This is a genomic window from Melittangium boletus DSM 14713, assembly GCF_002305855.1.
Lineage (GTDB): Bacteria > Myxococcota > Myxococcia > Myxococcales > Myxococcaceae > Cystobacter > Cystobacter boletus.
Genome location: NZ_CP022163.1, coordinates 9,728,157 through 9,745,317 on the forward strand (window position 1 = coordinate 9,728,157; position 17,161 = coordinate 9,745,317).

Annotated in this window: 11 protein-coding genes; 3 read left to right on the plus strand and 8 right to left on the minus strand. The window is 70.8% G+C overall.

Annotated features, from left to right (window positions below):
* The first annotated feature begins 33 nt into the window (after positions 1 to 33).
* The 3 genes from MEBOL_RS40085 to MEBOL_RS40095 are packed head-to-tail and all read left to right on the plus strand — an operon-like array spanning position 34 to position 3,590.
* Entirely contained in the window at positions 34 to 867 is an 834-nt protein-coding gene (locus MEBOL_RS40085; protein WP_425437661.1) for a sterol desaturase family protein, read from the plus strand.
* A gap of 36 nt (positions 868 to 903) precedes the next feature.
* On the plus strand, positions 904 to 1,371 hold the full coding sequence (locus tag MEBOL_RS40090; RefSeq protein WP_095982342.1) for a (2Fe-2S)-binding protein: 468 nt from the start codon (positions 904 to 906) through the stop codon (positions 1,369 to 1,371).
* Positions 1,368 to 3,590, plus strand: coding sequence for a xanthine dehydrogenase family protein molybdopterin-binding subunit (locus MEBOL_RS40095; RefSeq protein ID WP_095982343.1), 2,223 nt, complete (start codon positions 1,368 to 1,370; stop codon positions 3,588 to 3,590). The genes MEBOL_RS40090 and MEBOL_RS40095 overlap by 4 nt, the downstream gene beginning before the upstream one ends.
* Here MEBOL_RS40095 and MEBOL_RS40100 read toward each other — a convergent pair.
* The 8 genes from MEBOL_RS40100 to MEBOL_RS40135 form a co-directional block, all read right to left on the minus strand.
* Positions 3,572 to 4,243 (minus strand): Isoquinoline 1-oxidoreductase subunit, encoded by a 672-nt coding sequence (locus MEBOL_RS40100; RefSeq protein WP_095982344.1) that lies wholly within the window; start codon positions 4,241 to 4,243, stop codon positions 3,572 to 3,574. The genes MEBOL_RS40095 and MEBOL_RS40100 overlap by 19 nt on opposite strands.
* Positions 4,244 to 4,266: 23 nt before the next feature.
* Entirely contained in the window at positions 4,267 to 5,379 is a 1,113-nt protein-coding gene (locus tag MEBOL_RS40105) for a hypothetical protein (RefSeq protein WP_245919295.1), read from the minus strand.
* 177 nt (positions 5,380 to 5,556) lie between these two features.
* Positions 5,557 to 8,679 (minus strand): serine/threonine-protein kinase, encoded by a 3,123-nt coding sequence (locus MEBOL_RS40110; RefSeq protein WP_095982345.1) that lies wholly within the window; start codon positions 8,677 to 8,679, stop codon positions 5,557 to 5,559.
* The gene (locus MEBOL_RS40115) at positions 8,676 to 9,524 is read right to left on the minus strand and encodes a hypothetical protein (RefSeq protein WP_095982346.1); all 849 of its coding nucleotides are present in this window, start codon (positions 9,522 to 9,524) and stop codon (positions 8,676 to 8,678) included. Before MEBOL_RS40115 ends, MEBOL_RS40110 begins: the two co-directional genes overlap by 4 nt.
* 8 nt (positions 9,525 to 9,532) lie before the next feature.
* Positions 9,533 to 11,752 (minus strand): TonB-dependent receptor plug domain-containing protein, encoded by a 2,220-nt coding sequence (locus MEBOL_RS40120; protein WP_095982347.1) that lies wholly within the window; start codon positions 11,750 to 11,752, stop codon positions 9,533 to 9,535.
* 169 nt (positions 11,753 to 11,921) lie between these two features.
* Positions 11,922 to 12,833, minus strand: coding sequence for a PhnD/SsuA/transferrin family substrate-binding protein (locus MEBOL_RS40125; RefSeq protein WP_095982348.1), 912 nt, complete (start codon positions 12,831 to 12,833; stop codon positions 11,922 to 11,924).
* Positions 12,830 to 15,358, minus strand: a complete 2,529-nt coding sequence (locus MEBOL_RS40130; RefSeq protein WP_095982349.1) for a tetratricopeptide repeat protein — start codon at positions 15,356 to 15,358, stop codon at positions 12,830 to 12,832. The genes MEBOL_RS40125 and MEBOL_RS40130 overlap by 4 nt, the downstream gene beginning before the upstream one ends.
* Complete coding sequence (locus MEBOL_RS40135) at positions 15,355 to 16,998, minus strand: SpoIIE family protein phosphatase (protein ID WP_179956363.1); 1,644 nt, start codon at positions 16,996 to 16,998, stop codon at positions 15,355 to 15,357. The genes MEBOL_RS40130 and MEBOL_RS40135 overlap by 4 nt, the downstream gene beginning before the upstream one ends.
* Positions 16,999 to 17,161 lie beyond the last annotated feature (163 nt).

Sequence of the window (17,161 nt, forward strand, 5' to 3'; positions counted from 1 at the left end):
ACCCTGTACGCCATCCCGGCGTTCATCCTCTTGATGGCCGTGGAGCTCATCTACCTGGTGCGGCACCGCGAGTCTGGCCTGCTCGGCTACACCGTCCGGGATTCGGCGGCCAGTCTCTCCATGGGCCTCGGTTATTCCGCCATCGCGCTGGTCTGGAAGGGCGTGGCCTTCGCCTTCTACTCGGTGCTCTACGAGCTCACGCCCCTGCGGATGGGCACCGGGCCTGTCGCCTGGGTGGCGATCTTCCTCGCCGACGACCTCTGCTACTACTGGTTCCACCGCATCCATCACGAGTGCCGCTTCTTCTGGGCCTCGCACGTGGTGCACCACTCGAGCGAGCGCTACAACCTCTCCACCGCCCTGCGGCAGACGTGGACGCCCATGACGGGCCTGCTCTTCTGGGCGCCGCTCGCGCTGCTGGGCTTCCACCCGGTGATGATCGTGCTCCAGCAGGCCATCAGCCTGCTCTACCAGTTCTGGATCCACACCGAGGCCATCGGCCGCATGGGTCCCCTGGAGTGGGTGCTCAACACGCCCTCCCACCACCGGGTCCACCACGGCTCCAACGCGCGCTACCTGGACCGCAACTACGCCGGCATCCTCATCATCTGGGACAGGCTCTTCGGGACGTTCCAGCAGGAGGACGAGCGCCCCGTCTACGGCCTCACCCACAACCTGAGGACGTACAACCCGGTGCGCATCGCGTTCCACGAGTTCGCCGCCATCGCGCGCGACGTGCGCCGCGCCTCCTCCTGGCGCACCCGTCTGGGCCACGTGTTCCGCGGTCCCGGGTGGACACCGTCTCCGGAAGACACTCGGGCCCCGCTCTCGCCCCGAGCCGATTGCGGACCCGGTCCCTCTTGTTAGCGTCTCCGGCTCCGCCGTCCGACCGGAGCCGCCGCCATGGCCTTCACGCTGACCGTCAATGGAGAGACCCACTCCATCGACGCCGATGAGGACACGCCCCTTCTCTACGTCCTGCGGGACGAGTTGAAACTCCATGGCGCCAAATACGGCTGCGGCGTGGGCCAGTGTGGCGCCTGCACGGTGCTGCGCGACGGCGCGCCCCTGCGCTCGTGCTTCGTTCCCGCCGCCTCGCTCGGTGGACAGGCCATCACGACGCTCGAGGGCCTGCGGGGCCCGGGCGGAGCGCTCCATCCGCTCCAACGCGCGTTCCTCGACGAACAGGCCGGGCAGTGCGCGTACTGCATCCCGGGGATGATCCTCGCGGCGGAGGCGCTGCTGCGCGTGAAGCCCGATCCCACGGAGGCGGAGATCCGCACCGCCCTGGACGCGAACCTGTGCCGGTGTGGCTCGCACAACCGCATCGTGCGCGCCATCCAACGCGCCGCGAAGGAGCGCCAGGGATGAGCGCTCCACTCGATCGGAGATCCTTCCTCCAGGGGGCGCTGGTGCTCGCCTTCACCCTCGCCCGTCCCTCCGCCCTGGGCGCCTCATCCCCTCCGGGGAAGCTCCCTCGGGATCTGGAGAAGACACCCGCCCTCGACGCCTGGCTGCGCATCGGCGCGGATGGCCGGGTCACGCTCAAGACCGGCAAGGTGGAGCTGGGCCAGGGCATCCTGACGGCGTTCGGCCAGTTGTGCGCCGACGAGCTGGACATCGAGTTGTCGCGATTGGACATCCTCTCCGGCGACACCCGGCACTCCCCCCATCAGGGGCTCACCGCGGGCAGCCTGTCCATGCCCGAGGGCGGATCGGCCGTGCGCGCCGCCTCCGCCGAGGTGCGTGCCCTGCTGGTGAGCATGGCCAGCGAACGGCTCGGCGTGCCCGGCAAGCTCCTGAAGGTGCGCGACGGCACCCTCACGGCGCCGTCTGGAGGAGGCAGCGTCACCTACTGGAGCCTCGTGGGCGGGCGGACCCTCAACCAGGAGGCGACCGGCACCGTCGCGCCCAAGCCCATCTCCGAGCGGCGCTACATCGGCCAGCCCATGCCTCGCCGGGATCTGCCCGCCAAGCTCACGGGGGAGACGGCCTTCGTCCAGGACCTGCGGCCCGCCTCCCTCGTGCACGGCCGGGTCATCCGGCCCCCGTCTCCCGGAGCGGCGCTCGTCGAGGTGGAACAGGCCTCGGTGGAGCGCATGCCCGGCGTCCTCAAGGTCGTGCGGGACGGGAACTTCCTGGGCGTCATCGCCACCCAGGAGTGGAAGGCCCACAAGGCCGCGACCCGGCTCGCGGAGAACGCCCGGTGGCGTGAGGGCGCTCCCCTGCCCGTGGATCCCCACGCGTGGCTGCTGGCCCAGTCCTCCCAGGACACGGTCATCCAGGACGTCGTGCGCCCCAAGGGCCCCGCGCCCGCGCGCACCCTGGAGGCGAGCTACCGCCGCCCCTACCTGATGCACGGCTCCATCGGCCCCTCGTGCGCGGTGGCGGAGTGGAATGGCGACGTGCTGACCGTGGACACCCACAGCCAGGGTGTCTTCGACACGGCCCAGGCGATCGCGAAGATGCTCGGCCTGCCCGAGGACAAGGTGTGGGCCCGGCACCTGAGCGGCGCGGGCTGCTACGGCCACAACGCCGCGGACGATGCCGCCGCCGATGCCGCCCTGCTCGCCCGTGCCCTGCCTGGCCACGCCGTTCGCGTGCAGTGGTCGCGCCAGGACGAGCACACCTGGGAGCCCTACGGGCCCGCCATGGTGACGAAGGTGCGCGCCAGCGTGGATGGGAAGGGCGACGTGCTCGATTGGGCGTACGAGCTGTGGTCCACCTCGCATGGCACGCGTCCCGGAGGAGCGCCAGGCAACCTGCTCGCGGGCAGAGCCCTCGCCACGCCCTTCCCCATGCCCGTGCCCCGGAATGGAGGCCCCCCCAACTACGCCGCCGACCGCAACGCGATTCCCCTCTACGCGTTTCCTGGCCAGAAGATCACCACTCACTTCGTCACCGAGATGCCCCTGCGCGTCTCGTCCCTTCGCGGCCTCGGCGCCCACGCCAACGTCTTCTCCATCGAGTCCTTCATGGATGAGCTGGCCCACGCGGCGAACGTGGATCCCCTCGCCTACCGGCTCCGCCAGCTGAACGATCCGCGCGCCCGCGACGTCCTCCAGAAGGCGGCCGAACGCTTCGGCTGGTCCACGCGGCCCCGAGCCCCCCATCACGGCCGGGGCATCGGCTTCGCCCGGTACAAGAACCTCGCGAGCTACTGCGCCGTGTGCCTCGAGGTCTCCGTGGAGCCCGCCACCCAGGCCATCCAGGTGGTGCGCGCCGTGGTGGCCGCCGACGCGGGAGAGATCGTCAACCCGGATGGACTCGCCAACCAGCTCGAGGGCGGGCTCATCCAGTCCTTGAGCTGGAGCTTGAAGGAAGCGGTCCAGTACGACGCCCACCGCATCCGCTCGCGCGACTGGAGCACCTATCCGCTGCTCACCTTCTCCGAGGTGCCCCCCGTGGAGGTCGCGCTCGTCGACCGCCCCGGAGAGCCCTTCCTCGGCGCGGGAGAGGCCTCGCAAGGCCCCACCGCGGCGGCCCTGGCCAATGCCGTCTTCGATGCCACGGGCCTGCGGGTGCGCGACCTGCCGCTGACTCCGGAGCGTCTGGCGGCGACACGGCGGGCTCAAGGCGCCGGGCAGTGAGCCCCGGTGTCGATCCATGCCTGGATGAGCTCGCCAAACACCTTCTGGGACGGGGGCACGGGCTGACGGCCCGCTCCCGGCGCCCATCCCCACGCGACCAGTTCATCCCCGGCCATGTGGTGCTGCAATTGCACGAGGCTCTTGCCCCCATTGCGCGCCGGATCCTTGAGCTGCTCGCAGATGCTCCCGAGCGAGCGGCCCACCCAGGCCATCTCCGCTGGCGCCAGGGCCCACTTCGGGTTGCCCGGAACGCTCCGCAGGGACTCGCCCACCACGGGGGTGTTGGCCGCGGGGTGACAGGCCGCGCACGGCAGGCCCGGGGGACCGTGACCGTTCTCGCCTCCCGTTGCCCGTGGCAGGTGGGGCCGCTGCTCCAGCCCCTGGCGGGGCACCCCGTCCGCGGGATGACAGTTCGTGCACCGGGGATGGGTGATGACGCGGCCGGCCTCGGTGAAGAGGGCCACCGAACGGGCCTCGAGGTCCGCGATGCCGGAGAAGGACGAGACGGGCCGGAGGGCATCACCTGGCTCGAGCGCGGGCTCGGGCGCGGCCTCCGTGTCCGAGGAGACGCGGGGCTGGGACGTCAGGGTACAGGCCACGAGCGATGGGGCGGTGAGGCTCAACGTCAGGAGGGTGACGGGAAGCACGCGCATGCGGCGGCGAGCCTGTCACAGGCTCAATCCCGGCAACAGGCGATGGCCCCGTCCTGTGAACGGAAGAAGGCAGTCGTCAGCTCGCGGCCCACCCAGCCGCAGAGCACCTCGTAGGTGCGCCGCCGGGCGCCGCCCACGCGCGCCGCCTCCCGGCTGAGCGTCTCCGGGTGCCGGATGAAGACGTTGTAGCCCACGATGAATCCATCCGAGCGCAACACGGTGATGCCATCCGTGGCCATCATCCCGCGCAGCAGTTGCGCCGTGGCGCTCACCGCCGAGGCCGCGTCCACGCCCGGCTCCAGGTGGTAGCGCATCACCCGCGCCACCAGGTCCAACGGCGTCTCCAGCAGCACGCCGTCCACGAAGAGCGGCAGGCCACTCATGCCCTTGGGCAACACCGCCACCAGCGTGCCGTGCGAGGCCTGCATGGCCTCGAAGAGGACCCGCCGGTAGAAGTCGCGCGTCAGGCCCCGCGCCGGCTCCGGCACGTCCGCGGTCAAGCCCAGCGCCAGCTCGTCCATCGCCACCGTGGGCAGGGTGTTCTCCGCGCGCGCACCGGACAGGAAGACGTGACGGCACAAGCCGCCCATGCCCCGGAGCTCGACGACGTTCTCCGCCAGTTGCAACACCCCCACCATCCGCAGCGAGCGATCTCCCGCCCGTCGCATCCGCTCCAGGGGGGTCTCCACCAGGGGCGAGGGATCCGTGCGGAAGATGCCGTAGGCGAAGCCCTCCGGAACCAGCAGCATGTACAGGCACCACCACCGGCCCTGCCCCAGGGGCGCGCACTGCTTGAGTGCCCGTTGGATCGTCTCCCGGGAGCGGGGGCCCACCCCCATGGGGATGGTGTCCCGGCCGCCGAGCACCCGCAGCATGCCCTCCAGGTCATCCCCGAGAAACGCCACCGGGAAGAGCGGTTCGCCTTCCTCCCGGTAGCGCGACAGCGTCACGAGCAGCTCACTGAGGGGATCGCTCACCTGGGCGGAGCCCAACCCGGCCTCGCTGAGGAAGGAGGAGATCGCATCCGACAGCAGGTGACGGAAGGACAGCGTCAGCGACGCGTCCGGGTCCGGAGCACCCAGGGGCGCTCGCGGGCTCGGGGCTCCCGACTCGTCATCTGGACCCACGAAGATCATGAGGCATCCGGAAGGATTTGCGGCGCGTGCTTCTTCTTCAGAAGTATCCACCCATCCAGGCGAACTGGAACAACACAGAATGAACCGGAGCCCGCCATGCCGGGTGGCTTGCCCGGCATCCAACCTTTCGTGTGACCCGGATGTGACCCGCCGCGGGGGCCCTCCCCGCGACGCGGGTCAGGTCCCCGTGCTCGGAACGACCTCCACTTCCTGCCCCGGCACCGCCATCACCCGCCGTGACCAGACGGGCTGGCCAGGGCAGCTCACGCTCACGCCCAGCTCCTTGCCCGCCTCGATGTCGATCGACACCGGCGTCGCCCCCGGAGCCATGCGCCCGTCCACGTTGACGAAACAGCCGGAGTGGCCACTCACCCGCAGCGTTCCCTTGCTTCCCGGCTGGGGCCGGGCCTCGGGCAAGGCGCGCACGTCGATGACATCCTTGCGCACCGCGATGCCGAAGCGGCGCAGCTGGCCATCCACCGCCGTGGACACGACGAGCTGTTTGGCGTTCTCCAGATCGAGCGTGCTGGGGTCCTCCACCTGGAGTCCGGCGACGTAGAGCTGCTCGCCCGGCTCGCGGTTGATCACCTCGACACCGCCTCGCGAGAAGATCTTGGGAACCACCACCCCCACGCCCCCCACGAGCAGCAGGCCCACGGCGCCAAAGGCCGCCCACCGGGCGAAGGGGGGACGGCTGGCCGCGGACGGAGCGGGAAGCTGCGCGGCGGCGGGCGCCTGGGCCGCGATGGGCTGAACCAGGGGAGTGGCCGGACGGGCGGCGGGCGGTACGGGAGCCGCGGCGGGCGATGCCGACGGACGTGCGACCGCCGTGTTCACCGGCGCGGGGGCCACACGGGTGGGCGAGACCGCCGCTGGAGGAGGCACGGGCGCCAGCGGGCCAGAAGTCGGCGCGACCGCCTGGGCCTGATGGGCCCGCGAGGGCATGGCGATGAGCCCCGGCTTGGAGACGTTGACCTCGGTGCGATCCTCGGAGGAGAGCGGCCGCGGCGGAGGCGGCGGAGGAGCGGCCGGCATGGGGGCGGACAGCGACGGCGTACGAGGAGCCGCGCCCGCGCGCATGGGAATCTGCGTGTCCGCGGGAGCCGCCATCTCCCCCGTCACCGTCGGAGGCGGCGGAGGACGCGGCGCGTTGGAGGTGAGGCCGGCCGGGACGCTCGGGAACGAGCCCGTGAAGGGCCCCTGCTGGGTGGGACCGAACTCCGCGAGCCGCTCGCCGAGCGTGGCCTTGAAGAACTGGGCCACCGCCGCCGGCGACGAGTTGAGCCGGTGGTGCGCCATCACCGCCTCGATCTCCTCGCGCAGGGCGGCGGCGGACGGCGTGCGGCGCGCCGGCTCCTTCACCAGGGCGCGCAGGATGAGATCCGACACGTCCTGGGGAATGGAGGGCTTGAGCTGCGAGGGCACCGGGGCGGGCTCGCGCACGATGGCGCTGAGCGTGGCCGCGTCGTGGTCCCTCTTGAAGGGCAACTGGCCGGTGAGCAGTTCGAAGAGCACCACGCCCAGGGCGAACACGTCGTTGCGCGCGTCCAACGGCCGGCCCGCCGCCGCCTCCGGGGAGATGTAGGAAATCTTCCCCTTGAGCACACCCGCCTGGGTGTTCTCCTCGCCCTGCACCTTGGCGATGCCGAAGTCACTCAGCTTGATGGCGCCATCCAGCGAGATGAGCACGTTGTGGGGGCTCACGTCGCGGTGCACCACCGGGTGCGGCACGCCCGCGGGGTCCACGTAGCTGTGCGCGTAGTGCAGGCCCGCGGCCGTCTCGGCCACGATGCGCAGCGCGTGCTCCAGCGGCAGGGCGATCCCCTTGCGCTTGAGCTCGTTCATCAACTTCTTGAGGTCCGGACCGCGCACGTACTCCATGAGGATGTACGCCACGCTGTCGGACAGGCCCACGTCGAACGTCTGCACGACGTTGGGGTGCGTGAGGCGGGCATTGGCGCGCGCCTCCGCGAAGAGCATGTCGACGAACTCCGTGTTCTCCGCGAACTGCGGGAGGATCTTCTTCATCACCACGAACTTCTCGAAGCCCTTCACCCCCACCTGCTTGGCGAGGAACACCTCCGCCATGCCGCCCTGCCCCAGCCGGCGGATGATCTGCAGCTTGTTGGCGCCCAGGCTGTTGCTGATGTCCGAGTTGCTGCCCTTGTTGTTGCTGGGCTCCGCGTTGGTGTTGCCGAAGAGGTACTGGCTCAGGGCGCGCGGCTCGAGCGCCTCGATGTCCTCCAGGTGCTTCTCCACCAGGGAGGAGCGGCTGAGCAGCGGCACCAGTTGGGGAATGGCGGGAAGGCGCGCCGTGCCACCGCAGATGGGACACTCGCGCTCGGGGCTCGCGTTGGCGAGCAGCTTGGTCAGGTACTCGGAGGCGAGCGTGCGCTGCTGGTGCTCATGGCCACAGTTGCGGCACTCGCACGGCAGCCACAGCGTGTTGATCTGCGCGGCGAGCGGCTTGCCGAAGCGCGCGAGCGCGTTGAGCACCGGCGAGGGCACCCGGCAGAGCACCACCTGAGCCCCCTGCGCCGCCGTGCTCAGCACCTGCTCCAGCTTGGGAATCGCCTCGGGCTCCACCTTGGAGACGTGGGAGAAGTCGAAGGCGACACGCCCTTCCAGCCCCGAGGCCAGACGGCGCACATTCAGGTCCGCCTTCAGCTCGCTGGCCAGGGTGACGTAGGTGATGTCGTCCTGGACGATCTTCAAGTGGGTGGTGAGCGAGGCGGGAGCGCTGGGCGTGGTGGCGCGCAGGTAGCGCATCACCACGGGGTCCACCGTGCCGAACTGCTGGCGCCGGGCGTAGTCGAAGAACTCGCTCGGGAGATCCGCGAACTCCAGCTTGCCCGCGCACACGGGACAGGAGTGCTCGGGAGCACGGCCCTCGGCGATGACCGCCGACTCCGCCTGCAGGTCCACCAGGCGCAGCCGATCCTCGCCACACGCGCGGCACATGTAGGGCGCCAGCACGGACAACACCCGCGCCACGCCGGCGAAGCCCTCCACCATGTTGAGCTGGTCCACCATCACCGGCGGCGCGTTCACCACGTAGAGGGAAATGCCTCCCTGCGGCAGCTTGCTGGCGAACTCGATCCACCGCCGCACGCCGAAGGAGCTGATGCGCTCCACCTGGCCGAGATCGACGATGATGAGCCCGCCCAGGTCCGTCATGGTGGACGTGAGGGGAAAGGTTTCGTCGATGACGCCCGCGATGCGTACGTGGTTGATCGTGCCCACGCGCACGCGGTTGATCGTGGCACTGGAACCCTGCGTCTCCACCGGCCCGCTCCTCATTCCGACTTGAAGTACAGCAACGACTTGGGAAGCGCCGCCCGGCGGCGAGCCTCCCCGAATCCCACCACTCCCAACATCCGCGTCTCTTTACCCGGAACCACGCGGACCGCGACCGCCTCACACGCCTCCAGGATGCGCCGCATCCCCAGACCCGCGCCGCCCCCCGAGGCATTCACCTGCATGCGGCCCCCCAGCGACGCCACCGCCTTCGCCAGGGGCGCGGGCGTCAGCCGCCCGAAGAGATCCACCGCTTCCAGGTAGATGCCACCCTCGCCCATGGCGAAGGATACTTGGCAGACGTGCTCGGGAGCCACCGCCCGCACCGACTCGCGACGGTAGGCGTAAACAGGTTGACCTTGTCCGTCCACCGGGGCGTCGAGCAGGGCATTGGCCGCCAGCTCGTGCATCACCTCGGCGGCCAGGTTCGCCATGCTCCGGCTGCCTCCCGAGGCCTCCACCAGCGCGGACGCCTCGGAGGCGGCACCCTTCAAGTCCACCACCTGCTCGAGCCACAACTTCGCCCCCGATGCGCCAGCGGGTATCAGCGGCTCGCCCCGGAGCAGGGAGCCCAGGAGCGACACCTCCCAGGCGGACGGCAGGCCGCCCGGCGGCCGGGCGGCGAGCAGGAGAGCGGGCGACGCCTTGTCCAGCAGCGCCGCGTGGGGAGGACCCAGGCGGCCGTCGAACAGGTGGAGCTCATGACCCCCCTTGCGAGACCCCGGGACGTGCACGGGCAGACCGCCCCGGGTGAGCGTGGGAACCACCCGCTCCAGGACCTGGGGCGCGAGCGACGCATCCGCGATGAGTTGGAGGCCGGGAGCGGCGGGATGGGCGGAGGCTCTCACGATGGGGCTCAGTACTGGTACTTGACCTCGCCGAAGACGCTCAGCGGCGGCGCGGGGAATCCATGGGACTCCTCGTACTTGGCGTTGAAGAGGTTGGAGCCCAGCAGCGACACCGTCAGGCCCTTGGTGACGTTGGCGCCCACGCGCGCGTTGGTGGTGAGGTAGCTGGGCAGCTGCACGCGCTCGAGCACTCCCGAGGTCGGGTTGGCCAGGTAGCCCGGATCGAAGCGCGAGCCCACGAAGAGCACATACAGCTCCGCGAAGGCCACCTTGGCGAAGTTCGTCCGGCCTCGCGCGTACACGCGGTGCCTGGGCGCGTAGTCGAGTGCCTGCTCGGGGCGGCTGCCCGAGGCGAGCGAGCGCGCGTCGAGCAACTGGTAGGCCACGTCGAAGGAGGAGTTGATGGCGGCCACCTGCGCGGCGGCCTCCAGCTCGAGTCCCAGTACGCGCGCGTCACCGATGTTCTCGAAGCGCGACGTGGAGCCGAAGAGCAGCTCCTGGTTGATGAAGTTCTTGGCCAGGTTGTAGAAGCCCGTTCCCGTCAGACGCACCGTGCGGTTGAAGGGCCAGAAATCGACCGAGGCCTCCACGGTGTCCAACGTCTCGGCGCGCAGCGAGCCATTGCCGATGAGCGTGGCCGCGTACATCTGCTGGTTGATGGCCAGCTCCGCGAGCGTGGGCGCGCGGAAGGCGCGGCCGTAGTTGGCGCGCAGGGTCAGGTCCGGCCGCGCGTGGAACACGGCGCTCGCGCGCGGCGAGAGCTGATCCGTCCGGGCCTGCCACACCGTCTCCGGGATGAGGTAGCGGTCGTAGCGCGCGCCGGCGCTGAGCACGAGCTGGCTCAGGGGCCGGTACTCCGCGTCGACGAAGCCGCCGAGGATCTGCTGGCGCGTGTCGTCCAACGTCAGGCCGGGCAGCACGTTGGAGTTGTTGACCACGTCGTTCTTGTAGTCACCGCCGAAGGTGACCGTCACGTCGCCGAGCGACAGCAGGCCACGGGCCTCACCGCCCAGCCGGCGCCGCTTGCCCAGCGCGGACTGCGGGGTGTTCTCCACGAAGGCGTTCTCCAGCTCCACCTCGCGGCGCTTGAAGAACGTGTACGCCTGGGCGAACACGCGCAGGTTGTCCGTCACCTGCTGATCGACCTGGGCGCTCGCGTTGAAGTTCTGCACGTGCTCCATGTCGTTGGGCGTGTAGTGGCAACGGCCGCAGTTGCCCACGGTGGACAGCTGCTGGCCGCCCGGACGCCCGATGTCCGCGCTCGTGAAGGACGCGTCCAGCGATACGCCCTTCACGTTCACCTTGCCGCTCACCTGGTGCACCAGGGAGCTCTCGTTGGTGTCCACCTGGCCCGTCTTCGGATCGTTGAAGAGCTGAGGGCCATCCGAGCTCAGGCCGTAGTAGCTCACGAGCGCTTCCACCGGCCCACCCCGCCCCGCCGCCGTCGCCTGGGCGCGGAAGGTGTTGTTCTGGCCCGCGAGCACCCGTCCATCCACGCCGAAGTCGCGCCCCTCCTGCATCAGGTCCGAGGGCTGGCGCTGGATGATGTTGATGACGCCGCTGAAGGCGTTGGAGCCGTAGAGCGAGGAGCCCGGGCCGCGGATGACCTCGATCTGCTTGAGGTTGTTGAGCGGCGTGGTCTCGTCCGCGTAGAACTGGCCCGTCCACGGGTCCGTCAGGGGCCGGCCGTCCTGCAACAGCAGCAGGCGGTTGGACAGGTAGTTGGAGCCCAGACCTCGCGCGCTCACCGCCGCCTTGCGCATGGAGCCACGCCGGCACTCCATGCCAGGGAAGTACTGGATGGCCTCGCAGAGGGTGAACTGGCCGGTGCCCTCCAGCTCCTCGGCGGGAATCCAGGAGATGGTCATCGGCACGTCCGCGATGCGCTGGCTGCGCTTGGACGCCGTGGACACCATCGCCTCGCTCAGGAGCTGCTGCACGGACTCCTCGAGCGAATCCGCGCCTTGGGCGGCGGCGAGCGGATCCGGGATGTCCACGCTGGCCAGGCCCGACGGAGGCGGCAGGGGCCGCGACATGGCCGGTCCCGTGAAGGGCGCGCGCTGGGGAACGTTGGACGTGGCGGGAGGCGGCAGCGGCTTGCTCGCCTTGGGCGCGTCCGGAGTCCGTTTGGACGTCTGCGCCATGCCGGTGCCGGCGGTGATCAGACACGCCAGAGCGAGGAGCTGAGCCGCCGTGCCGCGCGGCCACGCGATTCGAGTCGAGTGCATCGTTCTCTACGTCCCACGAGGTGAAGGAGTTGGAGCCGAGGACACGAGCGGGGCCGCGGAAGGCACGCTCCCCGAGCCGTCATTGCGACGGCTGTCCCTGAGCGCCTGATGGTTGACAGGTGAGCAGTCTAGCGTCGCGGCGAGGCAAAAGTCGCCCCCCATTCCCGACTCAGTCGTCGGGCTGCTCCGCCGCCACGTCCAGGGCATCCGCGAAGGACGGCAACACGGGTTGGAGCACCGAGGGCTCCAGCAGAGCCCGCGTCTCCACCCGCAGTGCGGGCGAGTCCGCGAACACGGGCTGGCGGCGCGGGGGGCCCGAGGCGAGCAGCTTGCGCAGGTCGTCCACCTCGTGGCCCTGGGGCGCGACGAAGGCACCGAAGGGCGCCACCGGCTCGAGCTTCCGCAGGTTCTCCGTCAATTCGTCCGCATCGCCGCGCATGCCCATGAGGACGGCGCCGGGCACCTTGCCGCTCTTGAAGAGCACCCGCATGCCGTCGGGCACGTGCGCCAGCGGCACCAGCGCGGCCTCGGCGCCCTTGGCCTCGAGCATCTTGAGCGCGGACTCCACGTTGGGCACCGGCGTCAACTTGAAGTGCTTCTTGGCGTCCAGGTCGCCCGCGAACACCACGTTGGTGACGAAGCGGGGATCCGCCGCGCCCGCGCCCTTGACGAGCGCGAGCCGCTTGCCGGCCAGGTCCTTCACCGAGCCCTTCGCGTTGGAGACGATGGCCCAGCGCTGGGATGTCTCGCCCGCGAGCGGCGCGAGCGCCACCGGAGTGGCCTTGGCGCCCAACTGCACCGCGGCCCAGGCGTCCACGACGGCGAAGTCGACGATGCCCTCGGAGATGGCCCGGGTGAAGTCCTCGTAGCGGGCGAAGCTCTTGGCCGCCGTCGGCCGGCCCGTGGCCGTGGACAGTTTGGCGGCGAGCGCCTCGGCGTACTGGAAGCGCTCCTGGCCATCCGTGAGCGTGGTGGGCAGGAAGACGCCCAGCGTGGCCTTCTTGGCGGCCGCGTGGGCGACGGGCCCCCAGGAGGCGCCCAGCAGCGCGAGACCGAGGAAGAACGAGCGAAGGCGAATCATGGCGTGGTCTCCGAGGCGGTGGCGCTGGAGGGAGCCGGCGAGGGGGAGGCCGCTTCATTCAGGCCGTAGATCATCTGCAGCCGATCCTTCCACTCCCGGACGGAGGCGGCGCGCGTCGCTCCTCCCGCCGCGAGATAGCGGCGATAGGCGTCCACGGCCTCGCCCACGTTGTGACGGCGCTCCTGCGCGTCGATGCCGAGGTTGAGCGTGGCCTGGGGAATCGAGCCCTCCAACCGCTGCCAGGTGGCCACGGCGTCCGCGGCCTTGTTGCCCCGGTAGGCCACGCACGCGAGGTTGTGCTGCAGCGCGACGTTGTCCGGCGAGAGCGCCAGCGCGGCCTTGAGGGCCTTCTCCGCCACGCGCATGTTGCCAGTGGCGTAGGCGCGCTCGGCCTCGCGGCGGTACAGGGCACTGGTGAAGTTCGCCGTCCACTGCGCCTGTTCGGGAATGGGGCGCTTGGTGGCCAGCGTGAGCGCGCGGCGGGACTGCGGCAGTTGATCCTTCAGGTAGAGCACGAAGGCATCCGCGAGCTGACGGGTATTGGGCCTCGCCCAGTCCGGCATCGGCGTGAGGGAGCGCTTGAGACCCGCGCTCGCGTCACCGAAGCGGCCTTCTTGCGCCTGGGCGAGCGCCTTGGTGAAGCTGGCCAGCCGGCCCAGCTCCGAGGAGCCACCGCCAACCCCCGCGCGCTCCGCGGCTTCCACGTCCTGACGGGCACCCGCGCCATCTCCGGCCTCCAGCCGGGCGAAGGCGCGGCGCAGGTGGGCGCGCGAGAGGTTGGCGCGAGCCACCTCCATGGCGCGCTTGGAGGCGCCGGGCTCGGACAACCGCTTGAGGGCGGCATCCACCTGGCCGAGCTCCAGCTCCGCGAGGGCCAGGCCCGCGGACACATCCGACAGCGCCGCGCTGTCCGGCGCCATCTTGCCGGCCTGCTCGAAGGCGGCGAACGCTTCCTTGGCGGCGCCCGTGCCCAGCCGCGCGTAACCGAGCAGCAGGTGATCCCGCCAGGCGGTCTCGGGCAGTTGGACGCCCTGCTCCAGCACCTTGCGGGCCTCGGTGTGGGAACCCTGCTGCAACAGGGCCGCGCCCAACCGCCGCGCCATGGCCGAGGAGCGCTCCAGATCGAAGGCCCGGCGCAGGTCGCGCACCGCGTCGTCCACCCGTCCGCTCCCGGCGCGATCCCGCGCCCGGTGGGCCAGCGCGCGCGCCAGCCACGTCTTCGCTCCGGCGTGCTCGGGCTCCAGCTTGAGCGCCTGGGCATAGTCGTCGATGGTCAGGTCCCACTGGCCGGTGGCGAAGTGATCCGCGCCCAGCAGCAGGTGTCCCACCGCGCGCTGGGGCGCCATCTCCACCACGCGCCGATGCACCTCCACGGCCCGGGCATAGCGGCCCGCGCGGCGGTTGACGCTGCCGAGCGTGGACCACAGCTCCAGGCTGTTGGCGCCCGACTGCACGGCGCCCTCCAGGAAGGAGATGGCCTCCTCGTTGCGGCCCTGCTTCTGCAGCGCCATGCCCACGGAGATCTGCGCGCCCACGTCCCCGGGAGCCAGCCGCAGCACCTCGCGGTACTCTGTCTCCGCCTCGGCGGGACGGCCCTGGGCCATGCGCACGTCACCCAGCAACAGGTGCGCCGCCGGCGTGCCCCCCAGGCTCACCAGGGCCCGCGCCTGGACCTCGGCGCCCGGCGGATCATTGGACTCCAGCAGCAGCCGGCCCAGGCGCTCGCGCACCTCGGGCACGCGCGGGAAGCGCGCCGTGAGGCCCTCGAGCAGCGCCATGGCCTCCGGCATGCGGCCCTCCAGCTCCATCGCCGCGCCCAGGCCCATCTGCAGGGACACGGACTCGGGACGGCCCGCCTGGGCGCGCTCGAAGGACTCGCGCGCCGCCGCCGGATCGTTCCTCAGCAGATGGCCCCGGCCGAGCAGCTCGTGGATCTGGAAGTCGTTGCCGGCGATCTTCTCCGGGCGCAGGGCCAGGTAGGCCTGCAACTCGGCCACCGCCTCGTCGCCCTGCTGGGACAGGAGCGCGTAGTAGTTGCCCAGGTAGTAGTGCACGAGCAGGTGCTCGGGCTGGCCCGCCGCGGACACCTGCCGCAGCACCGGCACCGCTTCCTCGTAGCGCTTGAGCTTGAAGAGCGAGATGCCCAGGGGATAGGCGAGCTCGAGCGCGTCGGAATGGGCCGCGTACACGGGCGCGAGCCGCGCGGCCACGAGCTCGTGCTCCTGGAGCGACAGGCCCACGGCGCCCACGCCCGCGGCGGCCGGCACGGAGCCGGGATCCTCGGCGAGCGCCTTCTCGAAGAGCTCCAGGGCCTTGCGGTAGCGGGCCTCGGCGCGCTTCTTGTCACCGGAGGTGGCCGCGCTGCTCGCGTCCACCTGGGCGGCCTCCGCCTCCCGGACGAGCCGCTGCGACTCGGTCATGGGTGGAGGGCGGTACTGCGCGAGCGCGGCGGTACCACCCAGGGATTGGGCGACGACGAGGGCCGCGACGAGGCGGCGGACGGAAGGTCGGGAAGAGCGACTCATGCGACTCGGGGGGAAGCGGGGCTGAACTCGGCGACAATCACGGTGACATCGTCCTGGGCGGGCCGGCCGGCGCTGTAGGCGCGCGCATCCGCGAGGATCGCGTCCCGAAGGGCCTCGGCGGACAGGTGGGCGTTGGCCTGCAGCGCGGCGGCCAGCCGCTGGGTGCCGTAGGGCTTCTCCCGGGTGTCGCGGCACTCGGTGAGGCCGTCGGTGTACCAGACGATGAGATCGCCGGGCCGCAACTGGGCCTGGCGCGAGGTGTATTGGGAGCCCGCGGAGGCGCCCAGGAGCGCGCCACGCGACTGCAGGCCGGAGACCTGTCCCGTCTGACGGTTGAAGAGCAGCGGGCTCGGGTGGCTGCCAGCCGCGTAGTCGATGATGCCCGTCTGGATGTCGATGACGGCCAGCGCGCTGGACATCTGATGCTCGCCGCGGCCCACGTGGGCCATGGTGACGTTGAGCGAGGAGATGAGCAGCTCGGCGGTGAGCTCCTCGGGCGGACGCATGGTGAGCGCCGCGGCGAAGCCACTCGTGGCGCTCGTGGCCACCAGCGCCGTGGCGAGCCCGTGGCCCGTCACGTCGCCGATGCCGACCACCAGCCGCCGCTCGTCCAGCGGCGCGCGCGCCCACCAGTCACCGCCGCACGCGTCCGCGGTGACGACGAGTCCCGCGATGCGCACCGGCCCCGCCTGGAAGGCCTCGCGGCCCGGCAGCAGCGTCTCCTGCACGGTGCGCGCGAGCGACACGTCCCGCTCCAGCTGGGCCTTGGCGCGCACGTCCTCGAGCAGCACGTTGATGCGCTCGGCCATGTGGTTGAACACCACGCCGAGCGTGGTCACCTCGCGCCCCGCGCCCGACACCGTCCCGGCGCGCGCGCCGAGGTTGCCCGCGGCCAGTTGCATCACCTTGCCCGTGAGCAGGTGCAGGGGGCGGGTGATGCGCCGGCTCAAGAGGGCCACGAGCACGCCGGCCACCAGCAGGAAGCCCAGGCCCAGGCCCGCCATGGTGGTGGCGTTGCGGCGCAGTTGCACCCGCTTGGCATCCTCCAACCCGTGCAGCTGGTTCTGCAGGGACTCCATGGAGTAGCTGATGACGACCACGCCCTGGCCACTCTGGGAGCCATAGTCGATGGGCTCCTGGTACTCGATGACGGGCTTGCCCTGGTAGAGCGCGCTCATGCCGCGCCGCTCGGGCTTGCGCTCCGTGGGCGTGCCCAGCTTCGCGTCCGGCGCCGAGTCCGCGGCGAGCTGGCCATCCGCGTCGTAGATCTGCACCCGGAGGATGTTGGGGTTGTCGGCGATGATGGAGCGCGCCACCTCGTTGAGGAAGGCGTAGTTGTTGTCGCGCAGGGAGCTGGCCGAGGTGAGCGACAGGGTATGGCTGAGCGTCTGCCCGAGCTCGGTGGCCTGCTTCTGCACCTGGGCCGTGAAGCGCGCCGAGTTCTCCTCGAACTGGGCGTTGGTGGAGACCCACGCCACACCGGCCAGCAGGGCCACGATGACGCCCACCAGCACGCCCGTGGTGACGAAGAGCAGTTGCTCCAGGCGAGGTCCGCGCACGGCCGCCACGTCCGGCAGTTCCCCGGCCTCCATGGGGGCCATGACGGTGCTCGTCGCCTCGGGGTACAGAGGCGAGACCATCGTCGAGGTGTGGCCCGCCACACGGGTGGAAGTGCGCTCGTGAGGCTCGAGCGGCCCATCAGGGGGCGGCTGCTGCGGCAAGGGGGCGTTGGACAAGGCGGAACTCGGGTCATCGCCCGGGGGCGGGGGGCGAGGGCTTTATCGAAATCTTGGAGACTGCGCG

What these genes read in the sequence shown, in the direction of transcription:
- MEBOL_RS40085 (WP_425437661.1), top strand. Translation starts at nt 34, where the DNA reads ATGGCCGTGGAGCTCATCTACCTGGTGCGGCACCGCGAGTCTGGCCTG.
- MEBOL_RS40090 (WP_095982342.1), top strand. Translation starts at nt 904, where the DNA reads ATGGCCTTCACGCTGACCGTCAATGGAGAGACCCACTCCATCGACGCC.
- MEBOL_RS40095 (WP_095982343.1), top strand. Translation starts at nt 1,368, where the DNA reads ATGAGCGCTCCACTCGATCGGAGATCCTTCCTCCAGGGGGCGCTGGTG.
- MEBOL_RS40100 (WP_095982344.1), bottom strand. Translation starts at nt 4,243, where the DNA reads ATGCGCGTGCTTCCCGTCACCCTCCTGACGTTGAGCCTCACCGCCCCA.
- MEBOL_RS40105 (WP_245919295.1), bottom strand. Translation starts at nt 5,379, where the DNA reads ATGATCTTCGTGGGTCCAGATGACGAGTCGGGAGCCCCGAGCCCGCGA.
- MEBOL_RS40110 (WP_095982345.1), bottom strand. Translation starts at nt 8,679, where the DNA reads ATGAGGAGCGGGCCGGTGGAGACGCAGGGTTCCAGTGCCACGATCAAC.
- MEBOL_RS40120 (WP_095982347.1), bottom strand. Translation starts at nt 11,752, where the DNA reads ATGCACTCGACTCGAATCGCGTGGCCGCGCGGCACGGCGGCTCAGCTC.
- MEBOL_RS40125 (WP_095982348.1), bottom strand. Translation starts at nt 12,833, where the DNA reads ATGATTCGCCTTCGCTCGTTCTTCCTCGGTCTCGCGCTGCTGGGCGCC.
- MEBOL_RS40130 (WP_095982349.1), bottom strand. Translation starts at nt 15,358, where the DNA reads ATGAGTCGCTCTTCCCGACCTTCCGTCCGCCGCCTCGTCGCGGCCCTC.
- MEBOL_RS40135 (WP_179956363.1), bottom strand. Translation starts at nt 16,998, where the DNA reads ATGGTCTCGCCTCTGTACCCCGAGGCGACGAGCACCGTCATGGCCCCC.